27 protein-coding genes are annotated in these 25,926 nt (G+C 61.2%); 12 read left to right on the forward strand and 15 right to left on the reverse strand.

Annotated elements, in window-relative coordinates:
• Window positions 1-21 precede the first annotated feature (21 nt).
• Window positions 22-963, reverse strand: coding sequence for a glyoxylate/hydroxypyruvate reductase GhrA (gene ghrA, locus JS46_RS02895; protein ID WP_033747720.1), 942 nt, complete (start codon window positions 961-963; stop codon window positions 22-24).
• Between the two features lie 201 nt (window positions 964-1,164).
• Here ghrA and treA point away from each other — a divergent pair, with 201 nt between their 5' ends.
• Window positions 1,165-2,850: an alpha,alpha-trehalase TreA gene (gene treA / locus JS46_RS02900; protein ID WP_033747721.1), complete on the forward strand. Its 1,686-nt coding sequence runs from the start codon at window positions 1,165-1,167 to the stop codon at window positions 2,848-2,850.
• A 170-nt stretch (window positions 2,851-3,020) separates the two neighbouring features.
• A complete protein-coding gene (locus JS46_RS02905; protein WP_033747723.1) occupies window positions 3,021-5,123 on the forward strand; it encodes a TonB-dependent siderophore receptor in 2,103 nt (700 codons plus the stop codon).
• Between the two features lie 58 nt (window positions 5,124-5,181).
• Here the strand turns inward: JS46_RS02905 and JS46_RS02910 are convergent, their stop codons facing one another.
• Window positions 5,182-5,430 carry a GlsB/YeaQ/YmgE family stress response membrane protein gene (locus JS46_RS02910; RefSeq protein WP_033747725.1) on the reverse strand — a complete coding sequence of 83 codons (249 nt, stop codon included), beginning with the start codon at window positions 5,428-5,430 and terminating at the stop codon, window positions 5,182-5,184.
• A gap of 208 nt (window positions 5,431-5,638) precedes the next feature.
• On the opposite strand from JS46_RS02910, the gene JS46_RS02915 reads away from it, so the two are divergent.
• Entirely contained in the window at window positions 5,639-6,373 is a 735-nt protein-coding gene (locus JS46_RS02915; protein ID WP_033747727.1) for a flagellar brake protein, read from the forward strand.
• Window positions 6,374-6,468: 95 nt separating this feature from the next.
• Window positions 6,469-7,593, forward strand: a complete 1,125-nt coding sequence (locus JS46_RS02920) for a mechanosensitive ion channel family protein (protein ID WP_033747729.1) — start codon at window positions 6,469-6,471, stop codon at window positions 7,591-7,593.
• Between the two features lie 404 nt (window positions 7,594-7,997).
• Here the strand turns inward: JS46_RS02920 and JS46_RS02925 are convergent, their stop codons facing one another.
• The 7 genes from JS46_RS02925 to JS46_RS02955 all read right to left on the reverse strand — a co-directional run bounded on the left by JS46_RS02925 (window position 7,998) and on the right by JS46_RS02955 (window position 15,535).
• Entirely contained in the window at window positions 7,998-9,488 is a 1,491-nt protein-coding gene (locus tag JS46_RS02925; protein ID WP_033747732.1) for an FGGY family carbohydrate kinase, read from the reverse strand.
• A gap of 2 nt (window positions 9,489-9,490) precedes the next feature.
• Window positions 9,491-10,435, reverse strand: coding sequence for a transketolase family protein (locus tag JS46_RS02930; protein WP_033747735.1), 945 nt, complete (start codon window positions 10,433-10,435; stop codon window positions 9,491-9,493).
• On the reverse strand, window positions 10,428-11,258 hold the full coding sequence (locus tag JS46_RS02935; protein WP_033747739.1) for a transketolase: 831 nt from the start codon (window positions 11,256-11,258) through the stop codon (window positions 10,428-10,430). The genes JS46_RS02930 and JS46_RS02935 overlap by 8 nt, the downstream gene beginning before the upstream one ends.
• A gap of 95 nt (window positions 11,259-11,353) precedes the next feature.
• Entirely contained in the window at window positions 11,354-12,460 is a 1,107-nt protein-coding gene (locus JS46_RS02940; protein WP_033747741.1) for an ABC transporter permease, read from the reverse strand.
• 2 nt (window positions 12,461-12,462) lie between these two features.
• Window positions 12,463-13,977: a sugar ABC transporter ATP-binding protein gene (locus tag JS46_RS02945; protein WP_051905549.1), complete on the reverse strand. Its 1,515-nt coding sequence runs from the start codon at window positions 13,975-13,977 to the stop codon at window positions 12,463-12,465.
• Window positions 13,974-14,582, reverse strand: coding sequence for a DUF2291 family protein (locus JS46_RS02950; protein WP_033747744.1), 609 nt, complete (start codon window positions 14,580-14,582; stop codon window positions 13,974-13,976). Before JS46_RS02950 ends, JS46_RS02945 begins: the two co-directional genes overlap by 4 nt.
• An 11-nt stretch (window positions 14,583-14,593) precedes the next feature.
• The gene (locus tag JS46_RS02955; RefSeq protein ID WP_033747746.1) at window positions 14,594-15,535 is read right to left on the reverse strand and encodes a D-ribose ABC transporter substrate-binding protein; all 942 of its coding nucleotides are present in this window, start codon (window positions 15,533-15,535) and stop codon (window positions 14,594-14,596) included.
• 183 nt (window positions 15,536-15,718) lie between these two features.
• Between JS46_RS02955 and JS46_RS02960 the strand changes: the two genes are divergently transcribed.
• Entirely contained in the window at window positions 15,719-16,666 is a 948-nt protein-coding gene (locus tag JS46_RS02960) for a sugar-binding transcriptional regulator (RefSeq protein ID WP_033747749.1), read from the forward strand.
• 4 nt (window positions 16,667-16,670) lie between these two features.
• Here JS46_RS02960 and emtA read toward each other — a convergent pair whose 3' ends face one another.
• Window positions 16,671-17,300 (reverse strand): membrane-bound lytic murein transglycosylase EmtA, encoded by a 630-nt coding sequence (emtA, locus tag JS46_RS02965; protein ID WP_033747752.1) that lies wholly within the window; start codon window positions 17,298-17,300, stop codon window positions 16,671-16,673.
• A gap of 167 nt (window positions 17,301-17,467) precedes the next feature.
• Between emtA and ldcA the strand changes: the two genes are divergently transcribed.
• Both ldcA and JS46_RS02975 read left to right on the forward strand, forming a co-directional pair.
• Window positions 17,468-18,394: a muramoyltetrapeptide carboxypeptidase gene (gene ldcA / locus JS46_RS02970; protein WP_033747754.1), complete on the forward strand. Its 927-nt coding sequence runs from the start codon at window positions 17,468-17,470 to the stop codon at window positions 18,392-18,394.
• Between the two features lie 22 nt (window positions 18,395-18,416).
• Window positions 18,417-19,079: an MBL fold metallo-hydrolase gene (locus JS46_RS02975; RefSeq protein ID WP_033747757.1), complete on the forward strand. Its 663-nt coding sequence runs from the start codon at window positions 18,417-18,419 to the stop codon at window positions 19,077-19,079.
• Here the strand turns inward: JS46_RS02975 and JS46_RS02980 are convergent, their stop codons facing one another.
• From JS46_RS02980 to JS46_RS02990, 3 genes are all read right to left on the reverse strand, one after another.
• Window positions 19,080-19,493, reverse strand: a complete 414-nt coding sequence (locus JS46_RS02980) for an N-acetyltransferase (RefSeq protein ID WP_033747761.1) — start codon at window positions 19,491-19,493, stop codon at window positions 19,080-19,082.
• Between the two features lie 21 nt (window positions 19,494-19,514).
• A complete protein-coding gene (locus JS46_RS02985; RefSeq protein WP_033747764.1) occupies window positions 19,515-19,898 on the reverse strand; it encodes a hypothetical protein in 384 nt (127 codons plus the stop codon).
• 124 nt (window positions 19,899-20,022) lie between these two features.
• Entirely contained in the window at window positions 20,023-20,247 is a 225-nt protein-coding gene (locus JS46_RS02990; RefSeq protein WP_033747766.1) for a YgdI/YgdR family lipoprotein, read from the reverse strand.
• Window positions 20,248-20,344: 97 nt separating this feature from the next.
• Here JS46_RS02990 and JS46_RS02995 point away from each other — a divergent pair, with 97 nt between their 5' ends.
• A complete protein-coding gene (locus JS46_RS02995) occupies window positions 20,345-20,701 on the forward strand; it encodes a DUF4186 domain-containing protein (RefSeq protein ID WP_033747769.1) in 357 nt (118 codons plus the stop codon).
• Window positions 20,702-20,738: 37 nt separating this feature from the next.
• Here JS46_RS02995 and JS46_RS03000 read toward each other — a convergent pair whose 3' ends face one another.
• Entirely contained in the window at window positions 20,739-20,918 is a 180-nt protein-coding gene (locus JS46_RS03000) for a hypothetical protein (RefSeq protein WP_033747773.1), read from the reverse strand.
• A 213-nt stretch (window positions 20,919-21,131) separates the two neighbouring features.
• On the opposite strand from JS46_RS03000, the gene JS46_RS03005 reads away from it, so the two are divergent.
• Together JS46_RS03005 and JS46_RS03010 are read left to right on the forward strand one after the other, a co-directional pair.
• Window positions 21,132-21,461, forward strand: a complete 330-nt coding sequence (locus JS46_RS03005) for a hypothetical protein (RefSeq protein ID WP_033747776.1) — start codon at window positions 21,132-21,134, stop codon at window positions 21,459-21,461.
• Window positions 21,462-21,523: 62 nt separating this feature from the next.
• The gene (locus tag JS46_RS03010; RefSeq protein WP_033747779.1) at window positions 21,524-22,087 is read left to right on the forward strand and encodes a hypothetical protein; all 564 of its coding nucleotides are present in this window, start codon (window positions 21,524-21,526) and stop codon (window positions 22,085-22,087) included.
• A gap of 27 nt (window positions 22,088-22,114) precedes the next feature.
• Here JS46_RS03010 and rtcR read toward each other — a convergent pair whose 3' ends face one another.
• A complete protein-coding gene (gene rtcR, locus JS46_RS03015) occupies window positions 22,115-23,695 on the reverse strand; it encodes an RNA repair transcriptional activator RtcR (protein WP_033747781.1) in 1,581 nt (526 codons plus the stop codon).
• A 186-nt stretch (window positions 23,696-23,881) separates the two neighbouring features.
• Here rtcR and JS46_RS03020 point away from each other — a divergent pair, with 186 nt between their 5' ends.
• Together JS46_RS03020 and JS46_RS03025 are read left to right on the forward strand one after the other, a co-directional pair.
• Window positions 23,882-25,108 carry an RtcB family protein gene (locus JS46_RS03020; RefSeq protein WP_033747784.1) on the forward strand — a complete coding sequence of 409 codons (1,227 nt, stop codon included), beginning with the start codon at window positions 23,882-23,884 and terminating at the stop codon, window positions 25,106-25,108.
• Between the two features lie 13 nt (window positions 25,109-25,121).
• On the forward strand, window positions 25,122-25,925 hold the full coding sequence (locus JS46_RS03025) for a nucleotidyltransferase domain-containing protein (protein ID WP_033747786.1): 804 nt from the start codon (window positions 25,122-25,124) through the stop codon (window positions 25,923-25,925).
• The last annotated feature ends 1 nt before the right edge of the window (window position 25,926 follow it).

The following is a 25,926-nucleotide window of genomic DNA, read 5'->3' on the forward strand; positions in this document are numbered from 1 at the left end:
GGCCAGTAAGTTAACCGGAATTCAATAGCCGCGCTGGCGATCGACGCAGCCCGAGGGCCGTTCGCCCGCCTCGATGGCGCCGATGGCGCGCGTGACGGCGTCCATCGCCTCATCCGGCAGGGTCAATGCCGCAATATGCGGGGTCACGGTGACGCGCGGATGACGCCACAGCGGATTCTCCTGCGGCAGCGGCTCCTGCTGGAACACGTCGAGCGCGGCGGCGCGCAGCTGCCCGCTCTCCAGCGCCGCCAGCAGATCCGCCTCCACTACCTGCGCGCCGCGCGCCATATTGAGGAAACAGGCGTGCTGCGGCAGCTGGCTCAGGGTGCGCGCGTCAAACAGGTTGAGGGTTTCCGGCGTGGTGGGCAGCAGATTGATCGCCACCTGCGCGCCGCGCAGAAAGTCATCGAGGCTCTCGCGTCCGGCAAAGCTCTCGACGCCCGGGATGTACTTCAGCGTTCGGCTCCAGACGCGCAGCGGAAAGCCCCAGGGCCGCAGCGCCTCGATAACGCTCTGCCCCAGCACACCCGCGCCGAGCACGCCGACGCGGAACCTCTCGCGCGTGGTCGGCGGCAAAGGCTGCCACTGCGCCTGCTGCTGCTGTCTGGCGTAGTCGTCGAAGCGGCGGAACCAGCCGAGTACGCAGTAGAGCGCATACTCCTGCATCTGCCGCGCCATGCCGCTATCTTCCAGGCGGACCAGCGGTACCGACGGCGGCAGCATATCGGGATAGCGCGCCAGCCGGGCGAGAATATCGTCTACGCCCGCGCCCATCACGAATACGCCCCGCAGTCCGGCGCGATGCGCCAGCATCTCGCGCGGCGGCTGCCACAGGATAGCGTAATCGGCGGGCGCGTCGTCGCCGGGCTGCCAGCGCCGGACCCGGGCCTGCGGCAGACGCCGCCGCAGGCCCGCCAGCCAGATCTCGCCGTCCTGAGTCGGGTGATACCAGATAATATCCATCTCAATCCTCGTTTTTTGCCCTCAGCCTCCGGTAAAAGCGGCGCCAGGGCAAGCAAAAACCGCCACCCCGCCGCCAGGCTCACGCCTGGTCTGCTTCACATTTCCGCAGCGTCGTCGCGCCACGTTGTCAGATTGCGACTAAAGTTGTTTGAGTGGTCAATGCGTTACGCGCGGCCGCCTTTCGGACAAGGAGAAAAACCGATGAAGAAAACTGTCGTAACCGCGCCTGTCGGGCGTCAGGGAGTCGCGCCAGTGCTGCTGACTCTGCTGCTGGGTCTGCCTGCGCTGACGGCGCACGCAGACGATAACTCACGTATGCTCAGCAGCCAGCCGCAGCCGCCGGATGTTCGGCTGGGTCCATTATTTAACGCGGTGCAGCAGGCGCAGTTCTATCCCGACCAGAAAACCTTCGCCGACGCGGTGCCGAAGTTCGATCCCGCATCGATTCTGGCTGACTGGCAGATGCAAAAGAATCAGCGCAATTTCGATCTGAAGCGTTTTGTCGCCAGCAACTTTACCCTGCCCGCCGCAGGCGAAAAATATGTGCCGCCCGCCGGCCAGAGTCTGCGCGCGCATATCGACGGCCTGTGGCCGGTGCTGACGCGCACCGCCAAAAGCGCCGGGCGCTACGATTCGCTGCTGCCGCTGCCGAAACCCTATGTGGTGCCGGGCGGCCGCTTCCGCGAGGTTTACTACTGGGACAGCTATTTCACTATGCTTGGCCTGGCCGAAAGCGGCCACTGGGATCGCGTGCAGGATATGGTGGATAACTTCGCGTGGGAGCTGGATACCTACGGCCATATTCCCAACGGCAACCGCAGCTACTACCTCAGCCGCTCGCAGCCGCCTTTCTTTAGCCTGATGGTCGATCTGCTGGCGACGCACGAAGGCGACGCGGCCTACACTAAATATCTGCCGCAGCTGCAGAAAGAGTATGACTACTGGATGGCGGACAGCGATAGCGTCGCCGCCGGTCAGGCGAGCAAGCGCGTGATCAAGCTGGCGGACGGCACCGTGCTTAACCGCTACTGGGACGCGCGCGACGCGCCGCGCACCGAATCCTGGCTGGATGACGTCAATACCGCGAAAAAAGCGCCGCAGCGCGACAAAGGCGAACTCTACCGCGATCTGCGTGCCGGCGCCGCGTCCGGCTGGGATTTCAGCTCGCGCTGGTTCAGCGACGCGCATAACCTCGCCTCGATCCGCACCACTCAGCTGGCGCCTGTCGATCTCAACAGCCTGATATTCCATCTGGAGCAAACGCTGGCCAAAGCCTATCGCCTCGATAAGCAGCAGGATAAGGCGAAGCAGTTCGCCGATCTGGCGGAGAAGCGCCAGGCGGCGGTGAACCGCTATCTGTGGGATGAGAAACAGGGCTGGTACGCCGACTACGACAGCAAAACGCGCCAGGCCAGCCCGCAGCTGACCGCCGCAGCGCTCTTCCCGCTCTATATGCAGCTGGCCAGCGACAAGCAGGCCGATCGCACCGCCTCGGCGGTAGAGAAACAGCTGCTGAAAGCGGGCGGCCTGCTCACCACTACGGTGAACAACGGCCAGCAGTGGGACGCTCCTAACGGCTGGGCGCCGCTGCAGTGGGTGGCGGTAGAAGGTCTGGAGCACTACAACAAGCCGCAGCTGGCGCAGCAGGTCGGCATGCGCTTCCTGCAGAACGTCCAGACCACCTACGACAAAGAGCATAAGCTGGTCGAGAAGTATGTGGTCGACGGGCCGAACCTCGGCGGCGGCGGCGGCGGCGAATATCCGCTGCAGGACGGCTTCGGCTGGACCAACGGCGTGACGCTGATGCTGCTCGACAAGTACTGTCCGAAAGAGAAAACCTGCAACAGCGCGCAGGATATTCCTCAGGCCGCGGCGACCACGAAGTAACCTCCCCCAGACGAAGGGCCGCTGCCGGCCCTTCGTTTTCTTTTTTGCCTTCTCCTGTTCAACAAACCTTGAAACATTTTTCACATATTGATAATAATTCTCACTCTGATTTTGAGAATCTTTATCATACATGTGCCGCCTGCCTAAGGCGGACCGAACAAGGACAGGACATGACGCTGCCGTTTCCCCCTCACCGCTGCGCGCTGCTGTGCGCGCTGGCGATCGCTCTGCCCGCCGCCAGCCTGGCGGCCGACACGCTGACGGTGACCGCCTCGCCGCAGGAGAGCGCCGACGGCCCAACCCAGGGCTATCTCGCTACCACCAGCGCAGGCGCCACCAAAAGCGATCGCCCGCTGCTCACGACGCCGCAGTCGGTCTCGGTGATTACCCGCCAGCAGATCGACGATCAGGGCGCGATCGATCTCAATCATGTGCTGAACTATACGCCAGGGGTTTTCTCCAACTTCGGCGGCGCGGCGACCCGCTACGACACCATTTCGCTGCGCGGCTTCCACGGCGGCGACGTGGATAATACCTTCCTCGACGGTCTGCGCCTGATGAGCGACGGCGGCAGCTATAACGTTTTGCAGGTCGATCCCTGGTTTCTGGAGCGCGTCGACGTGATTAAAGGCCCCTCTTCTGCGCTGTACGGCCAGACGGTGCCGGGCGGGCTGGTGAACCAGACCACGCGCCGCCCGCAGTTCAGCGAAGCGGGCCACTTCCGGCTGACGGCCGGTACCCAGGATACGCGCGGCGCGGCGTTCGACTACACCAACGCCATCAACAACGAGTGGGCGTTTCGCCTGACCGGCATGACGCGCAACAGCGATACTCAGTATGACCACACGCGCGAGGAGAAGTACGCGCTGATGCCGCAGCTGATGTGGCAGCCTACGGAAGATACGCAGCTGCTGCTGCGCGCCTATCTGCAAAAAGATCCGTCGGGCGGCTATCACGGCTCGGTGCCGGGCGATGGCGCGCTGAGCGCCCACAACGGCGCGAAGCTCAGCACCGGTTTTTACGACGGCGATCCCTCTCTTGACCAGTTCAAGCGGCGCGAACAGATCTACAGCTATGATTTCCAGCACCGCTTTAGCGATGTCTGGTCGTTTTCCTCGACCGGCAGCTACAGCCACTCCAACGTCGATCTCGACCAGGTTTATCAGGTCGGCTGGCAATCGCCCGGCAGCGCTATCCTTAACCGCTACTATTCCGGCGAGCGCTCGTCGCTCTCCGCCTGGGCGACGGATAACCGCGTTACGGCGGAGTTCGACACCGGGGAGCTGGCGCATCGCCTGTCGATCGGCGCGGAGTATCACCGTTACAAGAACGATTTAAGCGACGCGGGCGACGCGGCCAGCGCGCTCAACGCCGATACCGGCGCGGCGCTTGGGCCGATGCCGGACTATAGCTGGACGCGCGAGACGCGCCGCTACTACCAGACCGGCCTCTACCTGCAGGATGAGATGACGTGGGATCGCTGGCATCTCGATCTCTCCGGCCGCTACGACCGCATCGTCGCCGACAACAGCGGCACGGCGCGCCGGCAGGACGATCACGTCAGCGGGCGCGCGGCGCTGCTCTACGCCTTCGACAACGGCGTCTCGCCCTATGTGAGCTACAGCCAGGCGATTACGCCGACCGCGCTGACCGGCACCGACGGCAACCTGCTGCAGCCGACCACTTCGGAACAATATGAAGCGGGCATAAAATATCAGCCGGCAGGCACGCGCGATCTCTATACCCTGGCGCTCTACGATCTGACGCAGAAAGATGTCGCCACGCGCAATATCGTCGACTCCACCTATACGCCGACCGGCAAAGTGCATTCGCAGGGCATCGAGCTGGAGGCGCGCAATCAGCTGACGTCGCGCCTGAGCACGGTGGCGGGCTATACGCTTAACCACCTGCGCTATAAGGAGACGCTGGACGGCAATGATGGCCACACGCCATACGTGACGCCAAACAGCATGGCCTCGTTCTGGGGCCACTATCAGTTTGACGCCGGCATCAGCGCGGGCGCAGGCGTGCGCTATATCGGCAAACAGTGGGCGGACAATGAGAACAGTCGACGCGTGCCGTCGGTGACGCTGTTCGACGCTTCGGTGCGCGCCGACCTCGGCGTCTGGAACAGCGCGCTACGCGGCGCGTGGCTGCAGGTCAACGCGAATAACCTGACCGATCGTCACTATGTGGCAGCCTGTTACGGCACGGGCTACTGCTACTGGGGCGCGGAGCGTTCGCTGCTGGTGTCGGTGGGATACGATTTCTAGCGGGGAAAGTAAAACGGGACGACAAAGTCGTCCCGTTGCAGTTCTTACGCTATGCGTATTAGCTACGGACTTTACGGTAGATAAACAGCACGACAAGGGCACCGATTACCGCGACCACAAAGCTGCCGAAGTTAAAGCCGTCTACTCGGCCGAAGCCAAACAGGGTACTGATCCAGCCGCCGACTACCGCACCGATGATACCCAGAATAACGGTTACGATAAAACCACCGCCATCTTTACCAGGCATGATCCATTTAGCGAGAATACCGGCGATTAAACCAAAGATGATCCATGAAATGATACCCATCTACTGCTCCTTCCTTTTTGTTTAGGTTGTGACCGCCTGATTAATCAGGAGAATTACAGAGCTAAGTATAGACCGGAAATTCTCTAATGCAGGATAAACCGCGACAAAAATTGACTTAAAAACCTAAAGCTTCCGCGCCCACCGCCGATAACGCAGAGAGAATAAAGCATCAGATAACAGCAAATTTGCCCTCTTTTGGAGCCAGTAAGTGAAAGAAGCCGACAAAGAACAGTATCTCAAACGTGGCACGCTGGCGGTTCTCGGCGTGATAAAGGATTTGCTACGATTTCAGACGCCTTTAATGGTCACTTTTTCGCGCGGTCAGTTTATCAGCCGTATGCTGGATGCCGACGAGGATCGCATTGTTTTCGACCTCGGCAGCAATAATCTCGACAACGAGTATGTGCTTTCCTGCAACGATGTGAGCATCTTCGCTGAAACCTACGGCGCCAAGGTAGAGTTCAGCCTCGCGTCGCTGGAGAGAACCACCTTCGAGGGGTTGCCCGCCTTTAGCGCGCCGCTGCCTGACCTGCTGTGGCAAATTCAGCGCCGTGAGTTTTTCCGTATCTCCGTGCCGCTCGATCCGATCTTTTACTGTCACAGCGAGTGGCCCAACGGCAAGAAGGTGCGTTTCCGCCTGCAGGATCTGTCGCTGGGCGGCATCGGCGTGCTGGTGGACGAGGCGCTGCCGGACGGCCTGAGCAGCGGCGATAAGTTTAAAAAGCTGCACGTCGAGCTGGGCGAATATGGTCAGTTCGAGGTCGGCGCGCAGCTGCTGCATATCGGCGAGCGCAGCGTGGTGACCAGCAAAAACGAAACGCGCGTCACGCCGCGTCTCAGCTTCCGTTTTACCGCCATCGAGCCGTTGCAGGAGCGTCAGCTGCAGCAGGTTATTTTCGCCCTTGAGCGCCTGGCGCGCGACAAAGCGAATCGTTTTCAGTAATTTTTCAGTGATTTGCGCTGCCTCCCGGCGCATCCAGGCTATGCTTCTCCTTGCTCTCTTTTTTAAACCGGCTCCCAGCAAGGAGAAACTCCCCAATGGAAAACTGGCTCTCATCCGGCTATTTTCAACGTCTTTTTCTGAATCAAACCTTCTGGATCAACAGCGCTATCGTGGTTGCGGGCACGCTGGTGATCTACTGGCTGCTGCGCAGCGCCATCCGCTTTATCTCCGGCCGCATCGCGCGCTACAGCGAGCAGCGCCGCGTGCGCTTCACCTCGATTCTGGTGGAGATCCTGCGCAGCACCAGCCAGCTGCTGCTGCTGATCTTTTCGCTGCTGATCGCCCTGCGTTTCGTCGACGTGCCCGCCAGCTGGGACGGCTTTATTTCTCACGGCTGGTTCCTCGCGTTCGCCGTGCAGTTGGCCATGTGGATCGACTGCGGCATCCGGCTGTGGCTGCATAATCTGCTGCGCGATCCGGTGCACGTGCGCAATCCGGTGACCACGGTGATCCTCGGTATTCTGCTGCGCGTGGTGGTGTGGGTAATGATGCTGCTCGCCATTCTGTCGAATATGGGCATCAATATTACCGCCCTGGTGGCGAGTCTCGGCGTGGGCGGTATCGCCATCGCGCTGGCGATTCAGACAGTGCTGAGTGACGTTTTCGCCTCGCTGGCGATCGGCTTCGATAAGCCTTTCGAGCACGGCGATTTTATTGTATTCGGCGATATCGCCGGCTCTATCGAGCATATTGGCCTGAAGACCACGCGCCTGCGCAGCCTGAGCGGCGAGCAGATCGTCTGCTCCAATACCATTCTGCTGCAGCAGACCATCCACAACTACAAGCGGATGCAGCAGCGGCGCATCGTGTTTCGCTTCGGCCTGAGCTACGGCACGCCTTCGGCGCAGGTGCGCGAAGTGAGCAATCTGGTGAAGTCGATTATTCAGGGCATCGAGCTGACCCGCTTCGACCGCGCGCATTTTTTCGCGTTTGAGGATTCGAAGCTGACCTTCGAGGTGGTCTATTTCGTGCTCGACGCCGACTACAACAAATATATGGATATTCAGCAGGAGATTAACCTGCAGCTGATGGCGGCGCTGGAGCAGCGCGACGTGCGCTTCGCCTTCCCGATCCGTCAGGTGGAGTTCAGCGGCGGTCGCATTCCGCCGGTGGAGATGCTGCGCGCGGATAATGACGAGGAAGAGGCGCGGCGGGCCTGATTTCTCAAAACCGCACCGCTGCTTCAGGGGAAAGGTCGTTTCGGCCGAAGAGCAAAGCGTCGCGGGCCAGGGATGACCCGCGCCGAGGCGCAGGGATGCTTTATGCCGTCTTTGCGATCGGCCGAAACGTCCTTGCCCCTGCTTCTGCCGCTATAGCAGCTCCAGTTTTTTAAACGCCCTGGTTCCCCAGCTAATTTAGCTCGCTGCGTGCGAGCCTGTGCCAGGTCAAGGGCGCTTCGCTCGATCGCAAAGACGCAAAAAGCGTCATCCTTGACAGCTCGGCCCGCGACATCCTTGTCGCGGGACGCTTTGCTCTTCGGGCGAAGCGCCCTTTCCCTTTGGCTATAGTGCGGCTGTGAGATGCGCGGTGAGACCTTTTTGAGATTTCAAACGTCATCAGGCTCTTACTGAGGCGGCTGAAACCGGCAGCGCGCCACCGCCTCCAGCCAGCCCTCGTAGTTCTCCCGCATCGCCTGCGCCTGCTCGCTGCGCGGCTCGACGCGCGTGCCGCCCTGTAGCGCCTGCATCTCGCTGCCCTGCTGCCACCAGCCGAGCACCTTGCCCGCCAGCAGCGCCGCGCCGAGGGCGGAAACCTCCGCCGTAGGCGCGCGCAGCAGCGGGCGCTGCAGCACGTCCGCCTGCAGCTGCATCAGCCAGTCGTTGGCAGTCGCGCTGCCGTCCACGCAGAGCGCCGACAGCCGCTGGCCGCTCGCCTGCTCCATGGCGAAAAAGACGTCCGCGATCTGATAGACAATCGACTCCAGCGCCACGCGCGCCAGTACCGCAGGTGTCGCCGCATCGGTCAGGCCGCACACCATGCCGCGCGCCCGCAGATCCCACCAGGGCGCGCCCAGCCCGGAGAGCGCCGGGACAAAATAGATGCCCTGACTATGGTCGGTGGTTTGCGCCAGCGCGGTCAGCTCGCGCGGGTCCTGAATGCCAAGCATCTTGCCCAGCCAGGCGGCGCCGGAACCGGTGTGGGTGATATTGCCTTCAAAGGCGAAACGCAGCGCGCCGTCGTGCCAGGCCACCGTCGTGCTGAGACCGTTATCGGTGAGCAGCGGCGTCGCCATCGACATCATCAGCGAAGAGCCGGTGCCATAGGTCGCCTTAACCACCTCTTCGTCGCCGCGGCGCTGCGCCTGCAGGGCCGCATGGGAATCGCCGATGCGCGCCAGAATCGGCGTGCCCGGCAACAGACCCGGAATATCGTTAATCGCCACCGCGCCCTGCGCGCTGGCCGACGGCACGATAGTCGGCAGCGCGGCGCGCGGCAGCTGAAACAGACGCAGCAGCTCCTCGTCCCAGTCATTGCTGTGCAGGCTATAAAGCTGAGTGCGCGCGGCGTTGGCGTGATCGGTAACGAACACCTCGCCCGCGCTGAGCTGCCAGGCAAGCCAGCTGTCGACGGTGCCGATGCAGAGTTCACCCGCCGCCGCGCGCGCCGCGCCGTCCGGGATCGCCGCCAGCATGCCGGTAAGCTTCGCCGCCGGAAACATCGGATCCACCGCCAGCCCGGTCAGCCCGGTAATGCGCGAGGCGTTGCCCGCGGCGCGCAGATCGCGACAAAATGCTTCTGAGCGCCGATCCTGCCAGCTCACCAGCGGCGTAAGCGGCTTGCCGTCGCGCCGCTGCCAGATCAGCACCGACTCGCGCTGATTGCTGATCGCCACCGCCGCCACCGGCGCGCCGCCGCACTGCGCCAGGCAGTCAACTACCGCCTGCTTCACCGCCTGCCAGATAGCCAGCGCGTCCTGCTCCGCCAGCCCCGGCTGCGGATGCGACAGCGTCAGCGGCTGACTGCCGCGCGCCACAACGCGGCCCTGGCGATTGACGGCGATCGCCTTGGCATTGGTAGTGCCTTCGTCAATCGCCAGAATAAGGGCGTCTTCCATGGTCAGGCTCCCGCGCAAATGCGCACTGCGCTGTTGACGACGCTTGCGGCGTCGATGCCGTGATACGCACGCGTGGAGGCGCGATCGCCCGCGATGGCGTACTGACCGTCTGGGATACCCAGGCGCAGCAGCGGAATGGCGCAGCCCCCTTCCGCCAGCACTTCAGCCACCAGACTGCCGACGCCGCCGTTAACGTTGTGCTCTTCCACGCTGATCACGGCTGGATAGTGATTTAGCAGGTTGCGCAGCTGTTGGGTATCGCAGGGTCTGATGGATGGAACGCTGATCACACCCGCCGAGATCCCTTTCTCCGCCAGCTGTTCCGCCGCGTGAACAATCTCATGCACCGTCGAGCCCATCGCCACCAGCGCGATATCCTTGCCTTCGCGCAGCTGGTCGATTTTACCCGGTTCGAAGCGGTAATCCTCGCTGTGCAGCTGCGGCAGATCTTTGCCGTCGAGGCGGATATAGACCGGGCCGACATGCTCAAGCGCATAGTCGATGATCTGGCGACACTCCAGCGGACAGGCGGGCGCGTAAATTTCGATGTTGCCGAAGCCGCGCATCACCGCGATATCGTCGATGCTGTGGTGTGTGCTGGCGAGCGGACCGTAGCTGGCGCCGGCATTAAGGCCGAACAGCTTCACGTTGGTGTTGTTGTAGCAGACGTCGACCTTGACCTGCTCGTTGGCGCGCGACACCAGGAAAGGCGCGGCGTTACAGGTCACGGCGATCTTGCCGCCCAGCGCCAGCCCGGCGGCGGTGCCGACCAGCGTCTGCTCGGCGATGCCGACGTTCACCAGCCGGTCGGGAAAGGCTTTAATAAAGGGCGAAATTTTTGCGGTTGAGGTGGAGTCCGCCACCACCGGCACCAGATCCACGCCGCGATTCACCGCGTCGATAAAGGCGGTCACCATTACGCTGGCTAAATGTTGTGCATTACTCATCTTTCAGTTCCTCCAGTGCCAGTTCGATCTCTTCGCCTTTCGGCACGCGGTGATGCCACTCCGCTTTACTCTGAATAAAAGAGACGCCGTAGCCTTTTTCGGTATGCGCCACGATGACCTGCGGCTTGCCGTTCTGCGGCAGGCTTTCAATGGTCTCGACCACCTGCGCCATGTCGTTGCCGTTGCACTCCGTGACCTCCAGGCCGAAGGCGCGCCATTTTTCCGGCAGCGGGTCGGTGTTCATAATGTCGCGCGTCGCGCCCGCCAGCTGCAGCTTGTTCTTGTCGTTGATGATGATCAGGTTGTCGAGGCCGTAGTGCGCCGCGACCAGCGCCGCCTCCCAGTTGCTGCCCTCCGCCAGCTCGCCGTCGCCGGTCACCACGAAGATGCGCCGCTTGCTGCCATCTTTTTTCGCCGCCAGCGCCAGCCCCACCGCTACCGGCAGGCCATGGCCGAGCGCGCCGGTATTCAGCTCCACGCCCGGGGTTTTCTGCCGCACCGGATGGCCCGGCAGATGCGAATCAGCATGCTGATAAGTGGGCAGCCAGTCGACCGGAAAATAGCCCGCTTCCGCCAGCACGCAGTAGTAACCGCCGACCGCATGGCCTTTGGACTGGATATAGATGTCGCGCTGCGGATCCTCGGTGCGATCCGGCGCGCAGTCGAGAATGCGGAAATAGAGCGCGGTCAGAATATCCGCCTGCGACAGATCCGCGCCGGTATGACCGCCGGCCGGGCTGCCCGCGTTAAGCTGGATAATGCGGCGGCGCACGGCGCGCGCCTTACGCTGCAGTTCGTCGACCGGAAGTTTGAAAGGATTCATACATCACCTCTGAATTAAAAATCATGATCGAATATATATTCGAAGGGGGTAAAAAAAGGGGGTGCAGCAAAACGACCCGCCTGCACCGCCACCGATTAACTTTTTGCCTCTGCGCCCTCCTCGATCAGCGCCTTCTGCGCCACCACCGCCGCTTTCTGCTGCATGCGGTTTTGCATCTGGTCGATGATGACGGCGATGATGATAACGATGCCCTTGATCACCATCTGCCAGAATTCGCTGACCCCCATCATGATCAGGCCGTCGGCGAGAAAGCCGATCACAAAGGCGCCGACCAGGGTGCCGAGAATGGTGCCGCGCCCGCCCGCCAGCGAAGTGCCGCCCAGCACCACCGCCGCAATGGCGTTCATTTCGAACGAGGTGCCGTTGGCCGGATGGCTGGCAACCAGCTGCGACGACACTACGATGCCCGCTATCGCCGCGCAGAAGCCGGAGAGCGTATAGACCCAGATTTTCACCTGCTTCACTTTGACGCCGGAAAGCTCCGCAGCGCGCTCGTTGTCGCCGATGGCGTAGACCTGCCGGCCGAACGGCAGGCGACGAGCGATATAGGCGATCACCAGCGCCAGCACGACCATCATCCAGATGGCGTACGGCAGGCCGAGCAGCGATCCGGCGCCGATGCGGTCGAAGCCGGTGTTGCCGAGCAGCGGATTGCCCTGCAAGCCGGGGAAGGTTTCGCCGCCCGAGGTGAGCATCGCCGCGCCGCGCAGGATATACATGGTGCCAAGCGTGCAGATAAAGGGGGCGACGTTGTAGCGGGTGATGATCCAGCCGTTTGCCGCGCCGATCAGGCCGCCCACCAGCAGCACCAGCGGCACAATCACCCAGACGCTGGGAAAGATGGCGATGCCGAACATCGGCAGCACGATCCCTTTGGTGATCAGCCAGCCGGCGATCATGCCGCACAGCCCCAGCGTCGCGCCGATCGAGAGGTCGATGCCGGCGGTGATAATCACGAAGGTAATGCCCAGCGCCAGAAAGGCGTTGATGGCGATATGCTTCACCATAATCACCAGGCTGCCGAGCGCGAGAAAGTCCGGCACGGTGATCGCGAAGAAGCCGACAATTAAAAACAGCGCGATAAAGGTGCGCAGCTTCAGCAGCAGCAGGATGATGCTCTCGCGCGAGTTGAACGCCTTCGCCGGTTGCCCTGCCATCGTCATAGCGTTATTGCCTTTCATGCTCAGAACCCCTGTGCGCTTGCTTTCACCAGCGCTGACTCTTCCGCGTCGCCGCGCGGAATATCAGCCGTAAGTTTGCCGCCCGACATCACCAGGATGCGATCGGCCACCGCCATGATCTCTTTCAAATCAGAGGTGGAGAAGAGCACCGCAATGCCCTGCTCCGACAGCTGCACCATCATGCGAAACACTTCCCCCTTGGCGCCGACGTCGATGCCGCGGCTCGGCTCGTCCAGCAGCAGCAGGCGCGGATTGGTCAGCAGCGAACGGCCGATCACCACTTTCTGCTGATTGCCGCCGCTCAGGGCGCTGATCGCCACCTCCGGCGAGGAGATTTTGATCGCCAGATTGCCGACGGTGCTGGTCACCGCCGCCCGCTCTTCCTGCTGGGCGATGGCGAAGCGGTGCGTCAGGCGGCGCCACAGGCTGGCGATGGTGAGGTTGCTCGCCACTGACGAGCCCGGAAAAATGCCGGCGCGCTTGCGATCTTCCGGCACCAGGCTCATGCCCATGCGGATGCGCTCGGCGGGCGGCAGCCGCGTCGGCACCGGCTTGCTGTCGAGCCAGATTTTGCCGAGGTAGTTGCGTTCGCTGCCGAGCAGACACTCGAAGAGTTCGGTGCGCCCCGCGCCCATCAGCCCATAGATGCCGACGATCTCCCCGGCGCGCACGTTAAAGGAGACGTCATCCACCAGGGTGTTGCCGTTGGGGCTGACGCAGGTAATGTGCTCCGCCTCCAGCACCGCCGCGCCGAAGGTGCGTCCGTCCGGCAGAAAGTTGCTCATCGGCTCGCTGCCGAGCATTTCGCGCACGATCCAGGGCACGTCGATATCGCTGACCTGCGCTTCCGCCTGGAAGCGGCCGTCGCGCAGAATGGTGATCACGTCGCCGATCGCCATCAGCTCTTCGAGGCGATGCGAGATATAGATCAGGGTAACGCCCTGTCGCGTCAGCTCGCGGATGACGCGGAACAGGATCTCGACTTCGGTTTTGCTGAGCGCCGAGGTCGGTTCGTCGAGGATAAGAATATCGGCGTCTTCCGCCAGCGCCTTGGCGATCTCCACCAGCTGCTGCTGCCCGACCTTGAGATTGCCGACCGGCTCTTTCGGCGAAATCGGCTGGTCAAGGCGCGCCATCAGCGCGGCGGCGCGGCGCTCCTGCTCCGCTTCGTTAATGGGGCGAATGCCGCGCTGCAGCTCGCGGCCAAGAAAAATATTCTCAGCCACCGACAGGTTTTCAAACAGGTTCAGCTCCTGATGCACCATGCCGATACCGAGCTTTGCGGCGGCGCGCGTGCTGCTCAGCACTACCTTTTCGCCGTTGAGGAACAGCTCGCCGCTGGTGGGCTGCTGCACCCCGGCGAGGATTTTCATCAGGGTCGATTTGCCCGCGCCGTTTTCGCCGATAATCACGTTGACCTTGCCGCGCCAGACGCGGTAGTCGACGTGGTCCAGCGCCAGCGTGCCGGGAAAGAGCATGGTGATATTGCTGGCCTGCAGGATGATGTCGTCGCTCATGGCGCCTCTCCCTGCTTCAGCTCTACCGCCATCACGTCATTCACCACGCCGTGGCCCATCTCCACCGCCAGCAGCGCCTGCGCCGGTTTGCCGACCCAGCTGGCGTCGACCTTCGGCAGCTGCTGCACCGCGTGGCGGTTAAGCGCGCGGGTCAGCTGCGCGTACTGCACCTGATTGGTGAACTCCTCGAAGCGGAAACCCGCCGCATCGCGCAGCGCGTTGCTGCGGATCACCGGCCCGAGGCTCACTTTGACCGGCTTGCCGTTCAGGGTCAGCGTCAGGGTGCGCTCGCGGCTGTTGCTCTCGTCCACCGCCTCGACCGTACCGCTGGCGCGCACAAAGACGCTTTCGCTGCCGCCCGCCTTCACCGTCCCGCTTTTGGTCTCCATATCCGCCCAGCTCATGGCGCGCTGCTGCGCGGCGTCGAGTACCCGGCTCTGCCAGCTCGCCTCCGCGATCTGCTGCGGCGTCTGGCTGCTGTAGCTCGGTTTCGCATGAGGATCTTTCGGCATGATCGGGTTGCCGCTGGCGTCGAGATCCACCACGGTACAACCGCTTACCGTCAGCGCCAGGGCTATCACCAGCATCGCTCCGCTCCGTTTCATGCCGCCTCCGGTCACTTCGCCAGGTTAAAGTTTTTCAGCTTCGACGCGTTGCTGTCGTCAATCAGCACGCAGTCCATCAGCTGCTTCTCTTCTTTCTGGGCTTTACCGTTTTTCAGGTAGTAGTCCGCCTGCTCGACCGCCATCTGCGCCTGCGCCCAGCCCGGCTGCAGCACCGTCGCCTTGATGTTGCCTTTGTTGATAATGGAGTCGCGGGTATAGTCGCTGCCGTCGAAGCCCACCACGATAACGTTGGTTTTACCCGCCGCCTTCAGCGCCGCCTCCGCGCCCAGTGCCATGGTGTCGTTGCCAGAGATCACGCCGACGATGTTCGGGTTCTTCTGCAGGATGGTCTCCATGCGGCTGAACGCCTCGGTCTGGCTCCAGTTGGCGCTCTGCTGCGCCACCATCTTCATGTCGCCGTAGTCGTCCAGCACGTCGTGATAGCCCTGCGAACGCACGCCCGCGTTGGTGTCGGACTCTTTGCCCAGCAGCTCGACGTAGCTGCCTTTGCCGTTCAGCAGTTTGGCGAACTTCTCCGCGCCGAGCTGCGCGCCCTGATAGTTGTTGGAGACGATCTGCGCCACGGCGATGCCGGTTTTGTTGATTTCGCGGTCGATAAGGAAGGTAGGAATGCCGGCATCTTTGGCTTTTTGCACCGGGCCGACGGTGGCGTCCGCCCCGGCGTTATCCAGGATGATCGCTTTGGCTTTGCGCGCGATGGCGGTTTCGATCAGCTGGTTCTGTTTGTTGACGTCGTCGTCGTGCGACGCCACCAGCGTGGCGTAGCCGAGCGCCTTAGCCTTTTCCAGCGCGCCGTCCGCTTCCGCTTTGAAAAAGGGATTGTCGTGCGACGGGGTGATGATCGCCAGCAGGCCTTTATCGGCGGCGAGCGCGGCGGTCGAGAGTGCCATCAGTGAAGCCAGTAGGGTAATTTTGACGAGAGGTGCGTTCATCGGTTATTCTCCGCTTGAATAAATATTCAATTGCGATTTTATATGCAAGATGACTATGCACCCGCTTCAGGCGGGCGCGCAACCCCGATTGTTTAAAAAGCGAAAAGGATCACAAAATGTCCCGCGTTGTGATTTCCCGCATCCTGGTTAACAATACCAGGCCGACACAGAGAGGAAGGATGAATGGCGAAACAGGATGAGCAACGGCTGATGGTGAAGATTGCCACGCTTTACTACAGCGAAGGGATGAAGCAGTCAGATATCGCGCAGATGCTGAAGTTGTCGCAGTCTTTTGTCTCGCGCATTCTCAACCGCAGCGTGAAAGAGGGCGTGGTGAAGATCAGCGTCGTGCCGCCCGCCAATATTTTTCCGGCGCTGGAGAAGGCGATCGAGCAGAGCTACGGGCTGCCGCAGGCGATTGTGGTCGACGTGCCGGAAAACGCCTCTTCACAGCAGATCAAGCAGGCGATCGGCTCGGCGGCGGCGCACTATCTGGAGACGCGGCTGCGCGCCGACGAGCTGATCGGCATCTCCTCCTGGAGCGGCACCATTCGCGCCATGGTGGATGCGCTGCACCCCTTTAACGCCGCCTGCAAAGGGGTAATCCAGCTGCTGGGCGGCGTCGGCGCCAACGGCAACGTGCAGGCGACGATTCTGACGCAGAATCTCGCGGCGCTGCTGAACTGCCCTTCCTGGCTACTGCCTTCGCAGTCGATCGAGCACTCGGTGCAGGATCGCCAGCGGCTGGCAGCCAACCCGGACGTTGCGGAGGTGCTGGAGAAGTTTGATCAGGTGGATCTGGCGATCGTCGGCATCGGCGATCTGGAGCCGTCGGCGCTGCTGCGTAACTCCGGCAACTATTATGACGAGGAGATGCTGCGCACCCTGGCGAAGCGCGGCGCGGTAGGCGATATCTGCCTGCACTACTTCGACGCGCAGGGCGAACCGGTGCTGAGCGCGGAAGAGGATCCGGTCATCGGCATGGAGCTGGCGCAGGTGCGCAACTGCGCGCAGGTGGTGGCGCTGGCGGGCGGCAAAGAGAAGGCGCACGCCATTCGCGGCGCGCTGCGCGGCGGCTACGTCAACGTGCTGATCGTCGATTACCCCACCGCGCGGCTGCTGGTGGAGTAAAGCGTTAAATGGTGCGGTACGCCGTGGTGACCTTCCACAGGTAGCGCGGCGCCTGCGCGGCAGGATGCTTGTTCTGAACGTGCTGGTAGAACTCGTCCGGCGACATGGCGTTGATCATGGCGATAGCCCGGTCGCGATCGCGGGAAAAGGTGCGCAGCAGCGCGCCCGCGCCGTTGGCGTAAGAGACGATAGTGGCGTAGCGCAGCGTCAGCGGGTCGCGAATGCCGGAGAGCGCCGACTCCTGCAGGATCTTGATGTAGGCGGCGCCGATATCGATATTTTTCGCCGGATCGCGCAGCTCAGCGTTCGACGGCTGACCGCGGCGCCCCTGCACGCGATAGACTTCCCTGCCCGCCGTCGCGGCTTTAATCTGCATCAGTCCCACCGCATTTGAGCGGCTGACGACGCCGGGATTACCGCCCGATTCGACAGTAATAATGGCGCTGAGCAGTTTCTCATCAACGCCATAATGACTGGCGGCATCTTCGGTGAACATCGCCCAGGTGGCGTTGATATTCGACGGCGGCGCCTGAGTAAGCGGCGTGTTTCGTTGCTTAACGACCTGTTTTGACGGTTCGCTGGCGCAGCCCGCCAGCAGCAGCGCGGAAAGGGCAAGGTATCGAAATTTCACCAATTTTTCATCCTGATGCAGTGTGGTCGCAGGCTATCATACCTGGCGCGCGCCGCAGCAAAATTACCGTTTATCCTAATTGCGTAAAAAACCGTGTCGCGCAGTGACTTCCGTCGCGCTTTTCGTCATCATCGGCCAGTTACTCGCCCGCTAACCGCAGGAATAGCCTTATGATTTCTCGTTCCGTCCATCTCATTTCGCCCTCCGGATATTGTCACAACCAGCCTGCCGCCTGGCGCGGCGTCGAACGGCTGCGCGCGGCGGGCCATCAGGTCGATAATCTGGAAACCATCGGCCGCCGCTTTCAGCGTTTCGCCGGCACCGACGCCGAACGCCTCGCCGAATTCAACCGGCTGGCGCAGCTCGAGGCACTGCCCGACATCGTGCTGGCGGTGCGCGGCGGCTACGGCGCCAGCCGCCTGCTGGCGCAGATCGACTACGTCGGGCTGCAGCGCCGCCTGCTGAATCAGCCGCTGGCGCTGTGCGGCCACAGCGACTTCACCGCGCTGCAGCTCGCCCTGCTGGCGCAGACCGGCCTTATCAGCTTTAGCGCGCCGATGCTGGCCGGCAATTTCGGCGCGGAGGTTTTATCTGATTTTACCCTGTCGCACTTCTGGCAGGCGCTGACTTCGCCTACAGTCAATGTTGGCTGGCGCAGCGAGACGCCGGACGCCGGCGAGTGGCAAGGCACGCTGTGGGGCGGCAATCTGGCGATGATCTGCTCGCTGATCGGCACCCCCTGGCTGCCGCAGTTCGACGACGGCATTCTGGTGATCGAGGATGTGAATGAGCATCCGTTCCGCATCGAGCGCATGCTGATCCAGCTGCAGCAGAGCGGCATCCTGGCGCGGCAGCGCGCCATCATCACCGGCAGCTTTACCAGCAGCGCGCTCAGCGACTATGACAACGGGTTTGACTTCGCCAGCGTCTGGCAATATCTGCGCGACGTCACCGGCCTGCCGGTGATAAGCGATCTGGCCTTTGGCCACGATGCGGATACCGTCACGCTGCCGCTTGGCACGCGCGCCCGTCTGCGCGTGGCGAATCATCAGGCCGAACTGCAGGCCACTGGCCATCCCGTATTACCCGAGCATTAAGCCGTTCTCAGGGAGATCGCCATTGAAGCCGCTGTACGACGATTTGTGGATCTCCACGCCGGAATTTCCGGAGGAAGATGCCGTTAACGATTTAATGATGCACGGCTTTATGCTGCGCCATCCGCGCGGCAACCTGCTGATTGGCCGCGTGGAGCACCCGCTCGATCATGAGGTGCTGGCCGACGAGGGCGGCGTGATCCGCCACTACCTGACACACTGGCACGAAGCGGCGCCCGGCGCCGCCGCGATCCAGCAGCGCTTCAACAGCGCGCTCTACTGCCACAGCCGCTCTCTCGGCCCCGTCAGCCGGGTGCTGGAGCCGGACGACACCTTCAGCCAGCAGGAGACGCACTTCGGCGACGTCCACCTGCTGCCGACGCCGGGCCATACGCCAGGCAGCAGCAGCATTCTCTACCATTCGCCGCTGGGTCGCAGCTATCTGTTCGTCGGCGACACCCTGACGCGCGATCACCATTGCTGGATTACGGTGCTGGTGGCGGACAGCAATCCGCACGAGCTAAAGCAGTCGCTGGAGTTTTACCGCACGCTGCGGCCCGATGTGGTGCTGATGAGCACCACGCGCGGCCATCTGTCATGGGTCGAGGTGACGCTGCAAAGCTGGCTGGCGGCGATTGACGAGGCGGAGCAGCAGCCGCTGGATATGCGCCAGCAGCCGCCTTTTTGATTACAGCGCCTTGCTGAGATAGTGACGCTGATGGTGACGCGGATAGTTATCCAGGCTGAAACGCAGGCTGTAACCTAACTTTTCATAGAACGGGCGCGCCTGAAAGCTGGCGGTATCGACCTGCGCATAGCGGCAGCCGCGTCGGCGCGCCTCCTCTTCTGCCGCTCTGATCAGCTGGGTGCCGACGCCCTGCCCGCGCAGCGCGTCGCTGACCCACAGCATATCGATACGCAACCAGTTGCCGGTGGTTGAGCCGGTCAGCCCCGCCCGTTTTTTGCCGTGCTCATCAGTGACGAACACGCCGATGGCTTTGATCTCGTCGATATTGATAAAGCGGCTGTTGAAGGCGTTCAGGCCGAGGCGTACCTCATCCAGATCCTGATGCGTGACCGCATCGGTAACGTTCAGTTGCATAGACTCTCCGGCTAAAGCAGGTTAAGAGTGCGGATGGGCGCGATCGTCGTAGGGCTCCAGCGATAACTGGTCGACATCGCGCGTTTCGCTACGGCTACAGGGTAACAGCCGGTTACTGTCGCGGTAAACGAAGAAGGTCTCGTCACTCGCTTTGTTGACGATCAGCTGGTCGCCGTTGCGGAAGCGGGTAATGGCGACGCTGTCGCCGCCCTTTAGGCGGGTATGCTGCTGGCCGGCGGCAATCTGAAAATGGTGCTGCGGCCAGGTAAGCGTGCTCAATCCATAGGCGGCGCGCGAAATGGTCATGGTGGGACGGCCGGGACAGGTGATCTGGAACTGGGTTTCGCTCCAGGCGGGCGCAATGGCGCAGCTCAGCAAACCAAGTGTGAGCAAAGTCGCTTTCATTATCTTCAGACTCCGTCGAAGTTATGCTCTGATTTAGTTAACTATTTTTAGAATAACACAGCAGACGGCAGGGAAAAACGAAACGGCCCGCGCAGGGCGGGCCGAAGTGTGACAAAAGCTGTCGTTAGTTACCGACCTGCGACATATCTTTGATGCTGTCGCGATTGATTTGCTGCTCTTTACCGTAGACGTCTTTGTAGGTGATCATACCGGTGTCGTCATCCACCTTCGGCTTGCCCTGCGCCACAATAGTGCGGCCGTCGTTGGTGTGCAGCACGTGGTCATTCGCGCAGCCGGCCAGCATCAGGCCCGCGCTCAGGATACCGATAGCCATAACTGTTTTTTTCATAATTCCTCCTTCCTGGGTTCGCTTTAGGTTTAGCACAGCCTCGCCAAAGCGAAACCAAGAAGAGGCTTAAAACGCATTGATTCCTAAAGGAGATCCTATGGACCGGCAAGATGCCCTGTTTCAGCGGCTGGCGCAGTCGCCGTTTCGGCGGCGCTTTCATCTGGGCGTAAAGGAGCGTGAATACTGTCTGGCGAAAGGGCCAGAGGTGATCGATCGGCATGCGGCGGATTTTGTCGCGCAGCGTCTGGCGCAGGCGGAGCCGAAGAATGACGGTAAGCAGACGCCGATGCGCGGCCATCCGGTGTTTATCGCCCAGCACGCTACGGCGACCTGCTGTCGCGGCTGTCTGGCGAAGTGGCACGGCATCGCTGCTCATCAGCCGCTGGACGACGCGCAGCAGGCGTGGATTGTCAGCGTGATCCACCGCTGGCTGGTGAGTGAGATGAACCGTTAAAAGCCCGGCGCCGCATCATGCAGCCCCGGGCTGACGTTTATTCCGCCGCAACCTCGGCGGCGACCAGCATTAACGCCAGCGAGGCGTCCTCCTCGTCGTATCCCTGCATAACATCGCGGATCGCCGCCACGCAGGAGATCACCTGCTGCTTCTTTTCCGCTTCAAGCCTCTCGATCGCATGACGGATAATCATTAGACTGGCTTCTTCTTCTTTCATTCAGTTTCCCTTAAATCGCCCAACTGGTGCGCAAAGATGGCAAGAATACCTTTAATGTGCTACTCAAGTCACCCTCTGGCACGTTTAACGCTTAACTATTAATCGAACTGCAAATGGGATGCCGCGCCAGACCTGCTATGATCACAATAGCCGGGACGCAACGCGTCAAAATCAGCGCCACGGGATACCCAGGGATCGAAGCAGGTACAGGATATGTTGCGACTCACTGTTTTCACTTTTATTACGCTGCTTGCCGGCTGCGCGTCCGGCCCAAAAGGGGTCGAGTGCGCTGGCGAAGTCAGCACCATTTACGGCCAGCCGATGGGGCAGACGCAGGCGACGATTTTTGACCTGGTCAGCGCCTTCACCGTCAGCCGCGACGGCGTTAACGTGCAGAGTGGGACACTGCAGTCGCTGGATCGTTTCAAATATGTCCCCTCCGCCGTCACCGCCGAAGGCTACTATGCCCAGCGGCTGTCCGATAAGCAGTTCCGCCTGATCAATCCGCACGACGACACCATGATCACCTGGACGTGCCCTTAGGCGTGCGTCCGGCGGCCAGATAGTTTATTGTCGTGGCTCGTCAGGCTGCAGGCTCACCCTCCATGGAAAAGCGACTGGATAACAACGGCTACATCGATTTCCCCTTCCCCGCCACGCGCAACGAGGACGGTTCGCTGAACCCGTGCGGCATCGATCTTACGCTGCAGACAGAGCGTATCGACGAGATTGCGGTGCTGGCGCAGTCGGCGAATCTGCGGCGTCTGCTGGAGGAGATTAATCTGCAGGATGGGCTGTTTATGACGCTGGCGTGCGACTGGCAGCAGCGCGCCGATGCGGTATGCGGCTTTATCGATTTCGCCTTTCGTCCCGACCTGCCGGCCGCCCAACACGAGACGCTGACCCTCGACCAGGCTTTCGAACGCTACCTGCGCGAGCAGGCGACGCAGCACGATATGCAGCCGGAGGCGTTAATTAACTACGCCCGCTGCGTGCTGGACTGGGGCTGGTCGCCGCTGCGTCTGCGCGCACGGGAGTATGAAAAGGTAACGGTGATGTACTACTGCCAGCAGCGCGACGAGGCGGAGTGGTGCCTCGATCACCTGCGGCATTTCCTGGTGAGCTGGTATCCCGCCAGCCGCCAGGGAGTGCTGGCGCAGCAGGCATAGCGCCTGGCGGCGCGGCCTGAAGCAGGTTTATTCCTTATGCGTCTGCGTCTCCTCCCAGCTTAAATCAAAACGCTTAAGGTATTTGCGCAAGCGATCCGCATCGTTTGGCTGCTTTTTTTGCTGGCGGGAGATGGCGAAAAGCTCACGTCCGGCTTCAGAGAGCGAGGCTGAACGTCGACACACCGCAAGGACCGTTTCCAGCTGCGCGCGATCGAACAGGTCGATCGCCTGCTTAACCGGCAGAGAGGCTTGCGGTTGCTCGGGCGTCTGCCAGGTGTCCTGTAGTCGGCCAATCTCCTCCTCCACCAGCGCTGCGGTAATGCGGCCATTTTCAGCGAGCGTGGCCATCCGCGCGACGCTCGCCCCAAGTTCGCGAAAGTTGCCGCGCCAGGCGGCGGTCTCTGAGCTGGCGAAGCTCAGGTAGCGGGTGCGCGCCTCTTTATCGAAGCGTATCTGGCTGCGATTGTCGCGAATAAAGCGCTGCAGTTCGTAATCGACGTTAGGCTCGATATCCTCCCGCCGCTCAGCAAGGCCTGGCAGCCGGAATGTCCACATATTGATACGCGCGTAGAGATCATCCCGAAAGCGCCCTTCCCTGACCCACTGGCGCATATCGCGGTGCGTACCGGCGATCAGTTGAAAATCGCTGCTCACTTCGCGGTCTGCGCCAAAGGGGAAAAAGCGCTTCTCTTCAATTGCGCGCAGCAGCATCGCCTGTTCATCCAGACCCAGCTCGGCAATTTCGTCCAGAAACAGAATGCCGCCGTCCGCTTCGCGCAGCAGACCCGCGCGCGCAGCCAGCGCGCCGGTAAAGGCTCCTTTCACATGGCCAAACAGGGTAGACATCGCGTTATCGCCGCGCAGCGTCGCGCAGTTCACCGCCACAAACTTTCCCTGCACCTGATGACGAGACTGGCGCAGCTGGAAAATGCGCTCGGCCAGAAAGGATTTACCCGCGCCCGTTGGCCCGGTTAGCAGCACCGGGGCGCTTGAGCGCTGCGCGACGCGTTCAATCTGTTCGATAAGCGCATTAAAGGTCGGGTTGCGGGTTTCGATGCCCGATTTGAGAAAAGAGAGCGAGCTCTGCTGCTCGCGCTGAAAGCGGCTGGTTAAAGTGGCATAGCGACTCAAATCGAGATCGATAACCGAATAGACCCCCTGCGGCGTTGCTTCGCCCGGCTGTCCTGGGCCGGTCTGTAACAGGCTGGCGGGCAGGTAGCGCGCTTCCGTGAGCAAAAACCAGCAAATCTGCGCCACATGCGTTCCGGTGGTGATGTGCACCAGATACTCTTCATTCTCAGTGTCAAAAGGATAGCGCGTAGCAAAATCGAGAAACGCGCTGTACACCTCTTCAAAATCCCAGGGATCATTGAGGCTGACCTCATGCGGGATCACCTTCGTGCGCGGCGAGACGGCGGCAATGTCCTCTGCCAGTCGTTGCGCCAGGCTCAGGTCGCGCGGCTGATGCAGCAGTTCAAAACGGTCAATGGGCAGCTCATCGTGCTGGCACAGCGCCACGCTGGGACGCCACTTCGTCCAGCGATGTTCACGCTTGCCGCGTCTGTCGAGCTGCGTGCCCAGAACGCCGATAACCACGCGTTTTTTCATTTCTTATCCTTTTGTATAAAAGCCTATCCAGCGGGATAAGATTATCGCTCCTGACAGGGTCTGGCAAATCCTCGCTGTAAATTTAAATCTATTAAATTTAATCGCTTAGGTTTATTTTTCACTAATTACTGTTTTTGGCACGCTATTCGCTATATATAACGACACGCATACAGCAATGAAGAAAAAATGATGAAACCTCAATTTGACCTGCTCCAGTCTGGCGCCGGCGCGCCGATAAAAATGTGGACACAAGGGGTCCCCGTCGAGCCAGAAGCCAAACAGCAGCTGCTGAATACGGCCAGCATGCCGTTTATTTTTAAACACATGGCCGTTATGCCTGATGTGCATCTGGGAAAAGGCTCCACCATTGGCAGCGTGATCCCGACGCTGGGCGCCATTATTCCGGCGGCCGTCGGCGTCGACATCGGCTGTGGCATGATCGCGGTACGCACCTCGCTGGTGGCAGCCGATTTGCCTGACAGCCTGCTGGGCCTGCGCAGCGCCATCGAGCAAGCCGTGCCGCACGGGCGCAGCAGCAGCCGAGGCAAACGGGATAAAGGAGCATGGCATGAGACGCCGTCTGACGTCGATGCGCACTGGTCGCGGCTGGCCGGACGATTTAAGCGCCTGACGGAGCGCTATCCGCAGCTGCTGAAAACCAATAACCACCAGCATCTGGGAACGCTCGGCACAGGCAACCACTTTATCGAGATCTGCCTCGATCAGGCCGATCGGGTCTGGGTGATGCTGCACAGCGGCTCGCGCGGCGTGGGCAATGCGATCGGCACGTTGTTTATTGCGCTGGCGCAGAAAGATATGCAGCAACATATTGCCCATCTTCCCGATCGCAATCTCGCCTATTTCCGCGAAGGCAGTCGTCATTATGACGACTATCTGGAGGCGGTGGGCTGGGCGCAGGATTATGCGCACCACAACCGCGAGGTGATGATGAATCGGGTGCTGGCAGCGCTGTCCGCCACGATCACCAAACCCTTCGCCACCCATCAGGAGGCGGTGAACTGCCATCACAACTATGTGCAGAAAGAGAAGCACTTTAATCAGCAGGTACTGATTACGCGCAAGGGCGCGGTGTCGGCGCAGCAGGGCGAGATGGGCATTATTCCCGGCTCGATGGGCGCCAAAAGCTTTATCGTGCGCGGCCTGGGCAATGAAGAGAGCTTCTGCTCATGCAGCCACGGCGCGGGACGCACCATGAGCCGCACTGCCGCTAAAAATCGTTTTACTCTCGACGATCAGATCCGCGCCACGGCCCACGTTGAGTGTCGTAAAGATCGTGACGTCATTGATGAAATACCGATGGCCTACAAAGATATTGATGCCGTTATGGCGGCACAGTCCTCGCTGGTGGAGATCGTTCACACGCTGCGCCAGGTGGTCTGCGTAAAAGGATAAAAGGAAAAGAAGGATGAAAACAGAAACGGGATTACACGGCGTCGACGAGTCAATGCGCGCCCGCGTTCGCGCTGTTCTGGCGCAAACGGAAGCCGAGCACGATATCCGGATAGTGTTCGCCTGCGAATCAGGCAGCCGCGGCTGGGGCTTCGCCTCACCGGATAGCGATTATGACGTGCGTTTTCTCTATGTGCACAAACCTGAGTGGTACCTGCGCGTTGAGTCGCCGCGCGACGTTATCGAAAAGCCCATCGATGCCGAGCTTGACGTATGCGGCTGGGAGTGGCGCAAGGCGCTGGGTCTTTTAAAGCGCGCCAACCCAACGCTGATCGACTGGCTCGATTCGCCCGTTATATACCGGCAGGACGAGGAGGTTATGGCTGGCTTGCGGGCGATCGGCGATCGTTTCTTTTCGCCCGAGCGCGCGCGCTGGCACTACCGCTCGATGGCCCACAAGAACTTCCAGCACTATTTGCAGGACGATGAAGTCAGGCTGAAAAAGTATTTTTATGTGCTGCGTCCGCTGCTGGCGGTGCGCTGGATAGAAGCGGGAAAAGGCGCGCCGCCCATGCGCTTCGATCGGTTGCTTGAAGGAACCGTGCAGGCGGGCCCGTTACTCGAGGATATTGCCGAACTGCTTAGCGCCAAACAGCGCGCCGGCGAGGCGCAATTCGGGCCGCGTCGCCCGGTGCTGCATGCCTTTATCAAGCATGAGCTGGCGCGTGCTGAAGCGAGGCTCGCTCCCCCGCCTCACAAACGAGATGATGCGTTGCTGGATGCGCTGCTGTTTAAAACCGTGATGGGCAAGGTTGCTTAAA

Origin of the sequence: Pantoea sp. NGS-ED-1003, from assembly GCF_000738765.1 — a bacterium.
GTDB lineage: Bacteria > Pseudomonadota > Gammaproteobacteria > Enterobacterales > Enterobacteriaceae > Pantoea > Pantoea septica.

Coding starts and splice junctions, on each gene's coding strand:
- ghrA (WP_033747720.1), bottom strand. CDS start 963: ATGGATATTATCTGGTATCACCCGACTCAGGACGGCGAGATCTGGCTG.
- treA (WP_033747721.1), top strand. CDS start 1,165: ATGAAGAAAACTGTCGTAACCGCGCCTGTCGGGCGTCAGGGAGTCGCG.
- JS46_RS02905 (WP_033747723.1), top strand. CDS start 3,021: ATGACGCTGCCGTTTCCCCCTCACCGCTGCGCGCTGCTGTGCGCGCTG.
- JS46_RS02910 (WP_033747725.1), bottom strand. CDS start 5,430: ATGGGTATCATTTCATGGATCATCTTTGGTTTAATCGCCGGTATTCTC.
- JS46_RS02920 (WP_033747729.1), top strand. CDS start 6,469: ATGGAAAACTGGCTCTCATCCGGCTATTTTCAACGTCTTTTTCTGAAT.
- JS46_RS02925 (WP_033747732.1), bottom strand. CDS start 9,488: ATGGAAGACGCCCTTATTCTGGCGATTGACGAAGGCACTACCAATGCC.
- JS46_RS02930 (WP_033747735.1), bottom strand. CDS start 10,435: ATGAGTAATGCACAACATTTAGCCAGCGTAATGGTGACCGCCTTTATC.
- JS46_RS02935 (WP_033747739.1), bottom strand. CDS start 11,258: ATGAATCCTTTCAAACTTCCGGTCGACGAACTGCAGCGTAAGGCGCGC.
- JS46_RS02940 (WP_033747741.1), bottom strand. CDS start 12,460: ATGAAAGGCAATAACGCTATGACGATGGCAGGGCAACCGGCGAAGGCG.
- JS46_RS02945 (WP_051905549.1), bottom strand. CDS start 13,977: ATGAGCGACGACATCATCCTGCAGGCCAGCAATATCACCATGCTCTTT.
- JS46_RS02950 (WP_033747744.1), bottom strand. CDS start 14,582: ATGAAACGGAGCGGAGCGATGCTGGTGATAGCCCTGGCGCTGACGGTA.
- JS46_RS02955 (WP_033747746.1), bottom strand. CDS start 15,535: ATGAACGCACCTCTCGTCAAAATTACCCTACTGGCTTCACTGATGGCA.
- JS46_RS02960 (WP_033747749.1), top strand. CDS start 15,719: ATGGCGAAACAGGATGAGCAACGGCTGATGGTGAAGATTGCCACGCTT.
- ldcA (WP_033747754.1), top strand. CDS start 17,468: ATGATTTCTCGTTCCGTCCATCTCATTTCGCCCTCCGGATATTGTCAC.
- JS46_RS02980 (WP_033747761.1), bottom strand. CDS start 19,493: ATGCAACTGAACGTTACCGATGCGGTCACGCATCAGGATCTGGATGAG.
- JS46_RS02985 (WP_033747764.1), bottom strand. CDS start 19,898: ATGAAAGCGACTTTGCTCACACTTGGTTTGCTGAGCTGCGCCATTGCG.
- JS46_RS02990 (WP_033747766.1), bottom strand. CDS start 20,247: ATGAAAAAAACAGTTATGGCTATCGGTATCCTGAGCGCGGGCCTGATG.
- JS46_RS02995 (WP_033747769.1), top strand. CDS start 20,345: ATGGACCGGCAAGATGCCCTGTTTCAGCGGCTGGCGCAGTCGCCGTTT.
- JS46_RS03000 (WP_033747773.1), bottom strand. CDS start 20,918: ATGAAAGAAGAAGAAGCCAGTCTAATGATTATCCGTCATGCGATCGAG.
- JS46_RS03005 (WP_033747776.1), top strand. CDS start 21,132: ATGTTGCGACTCACTGTTTTCACTTTTATTACGCTGCTTGCCGGCTGC.
- JS46_RS03010 (WP_033747779.1), top strand. CDS start 21,524: ATGGAAAAGCGACTGGATAACAACGGCTACATCGATTTCCCCTTCCCC.
- rtcR (WP_033747781.1), bottom strand. CDS start 23,695: ATGAAAAAACGCGTGGTTATCGGCGTTCTGGGCACGCAGCTCGACAGA.
- JS46_RS03020 (WP_033747784.1), top strand. CDS start 23,882: ATGATGAAACCTCAATTTGACCTGCTCCAGTCTGGCGCCGGCGCGCCG.
- JS46_RS03025 (WP_033747786.1), top strand. CDS start 25,122: ATGAAAACAGAAACGGGATTACACGGCGTCGACGAGTCAATGCGCGCC.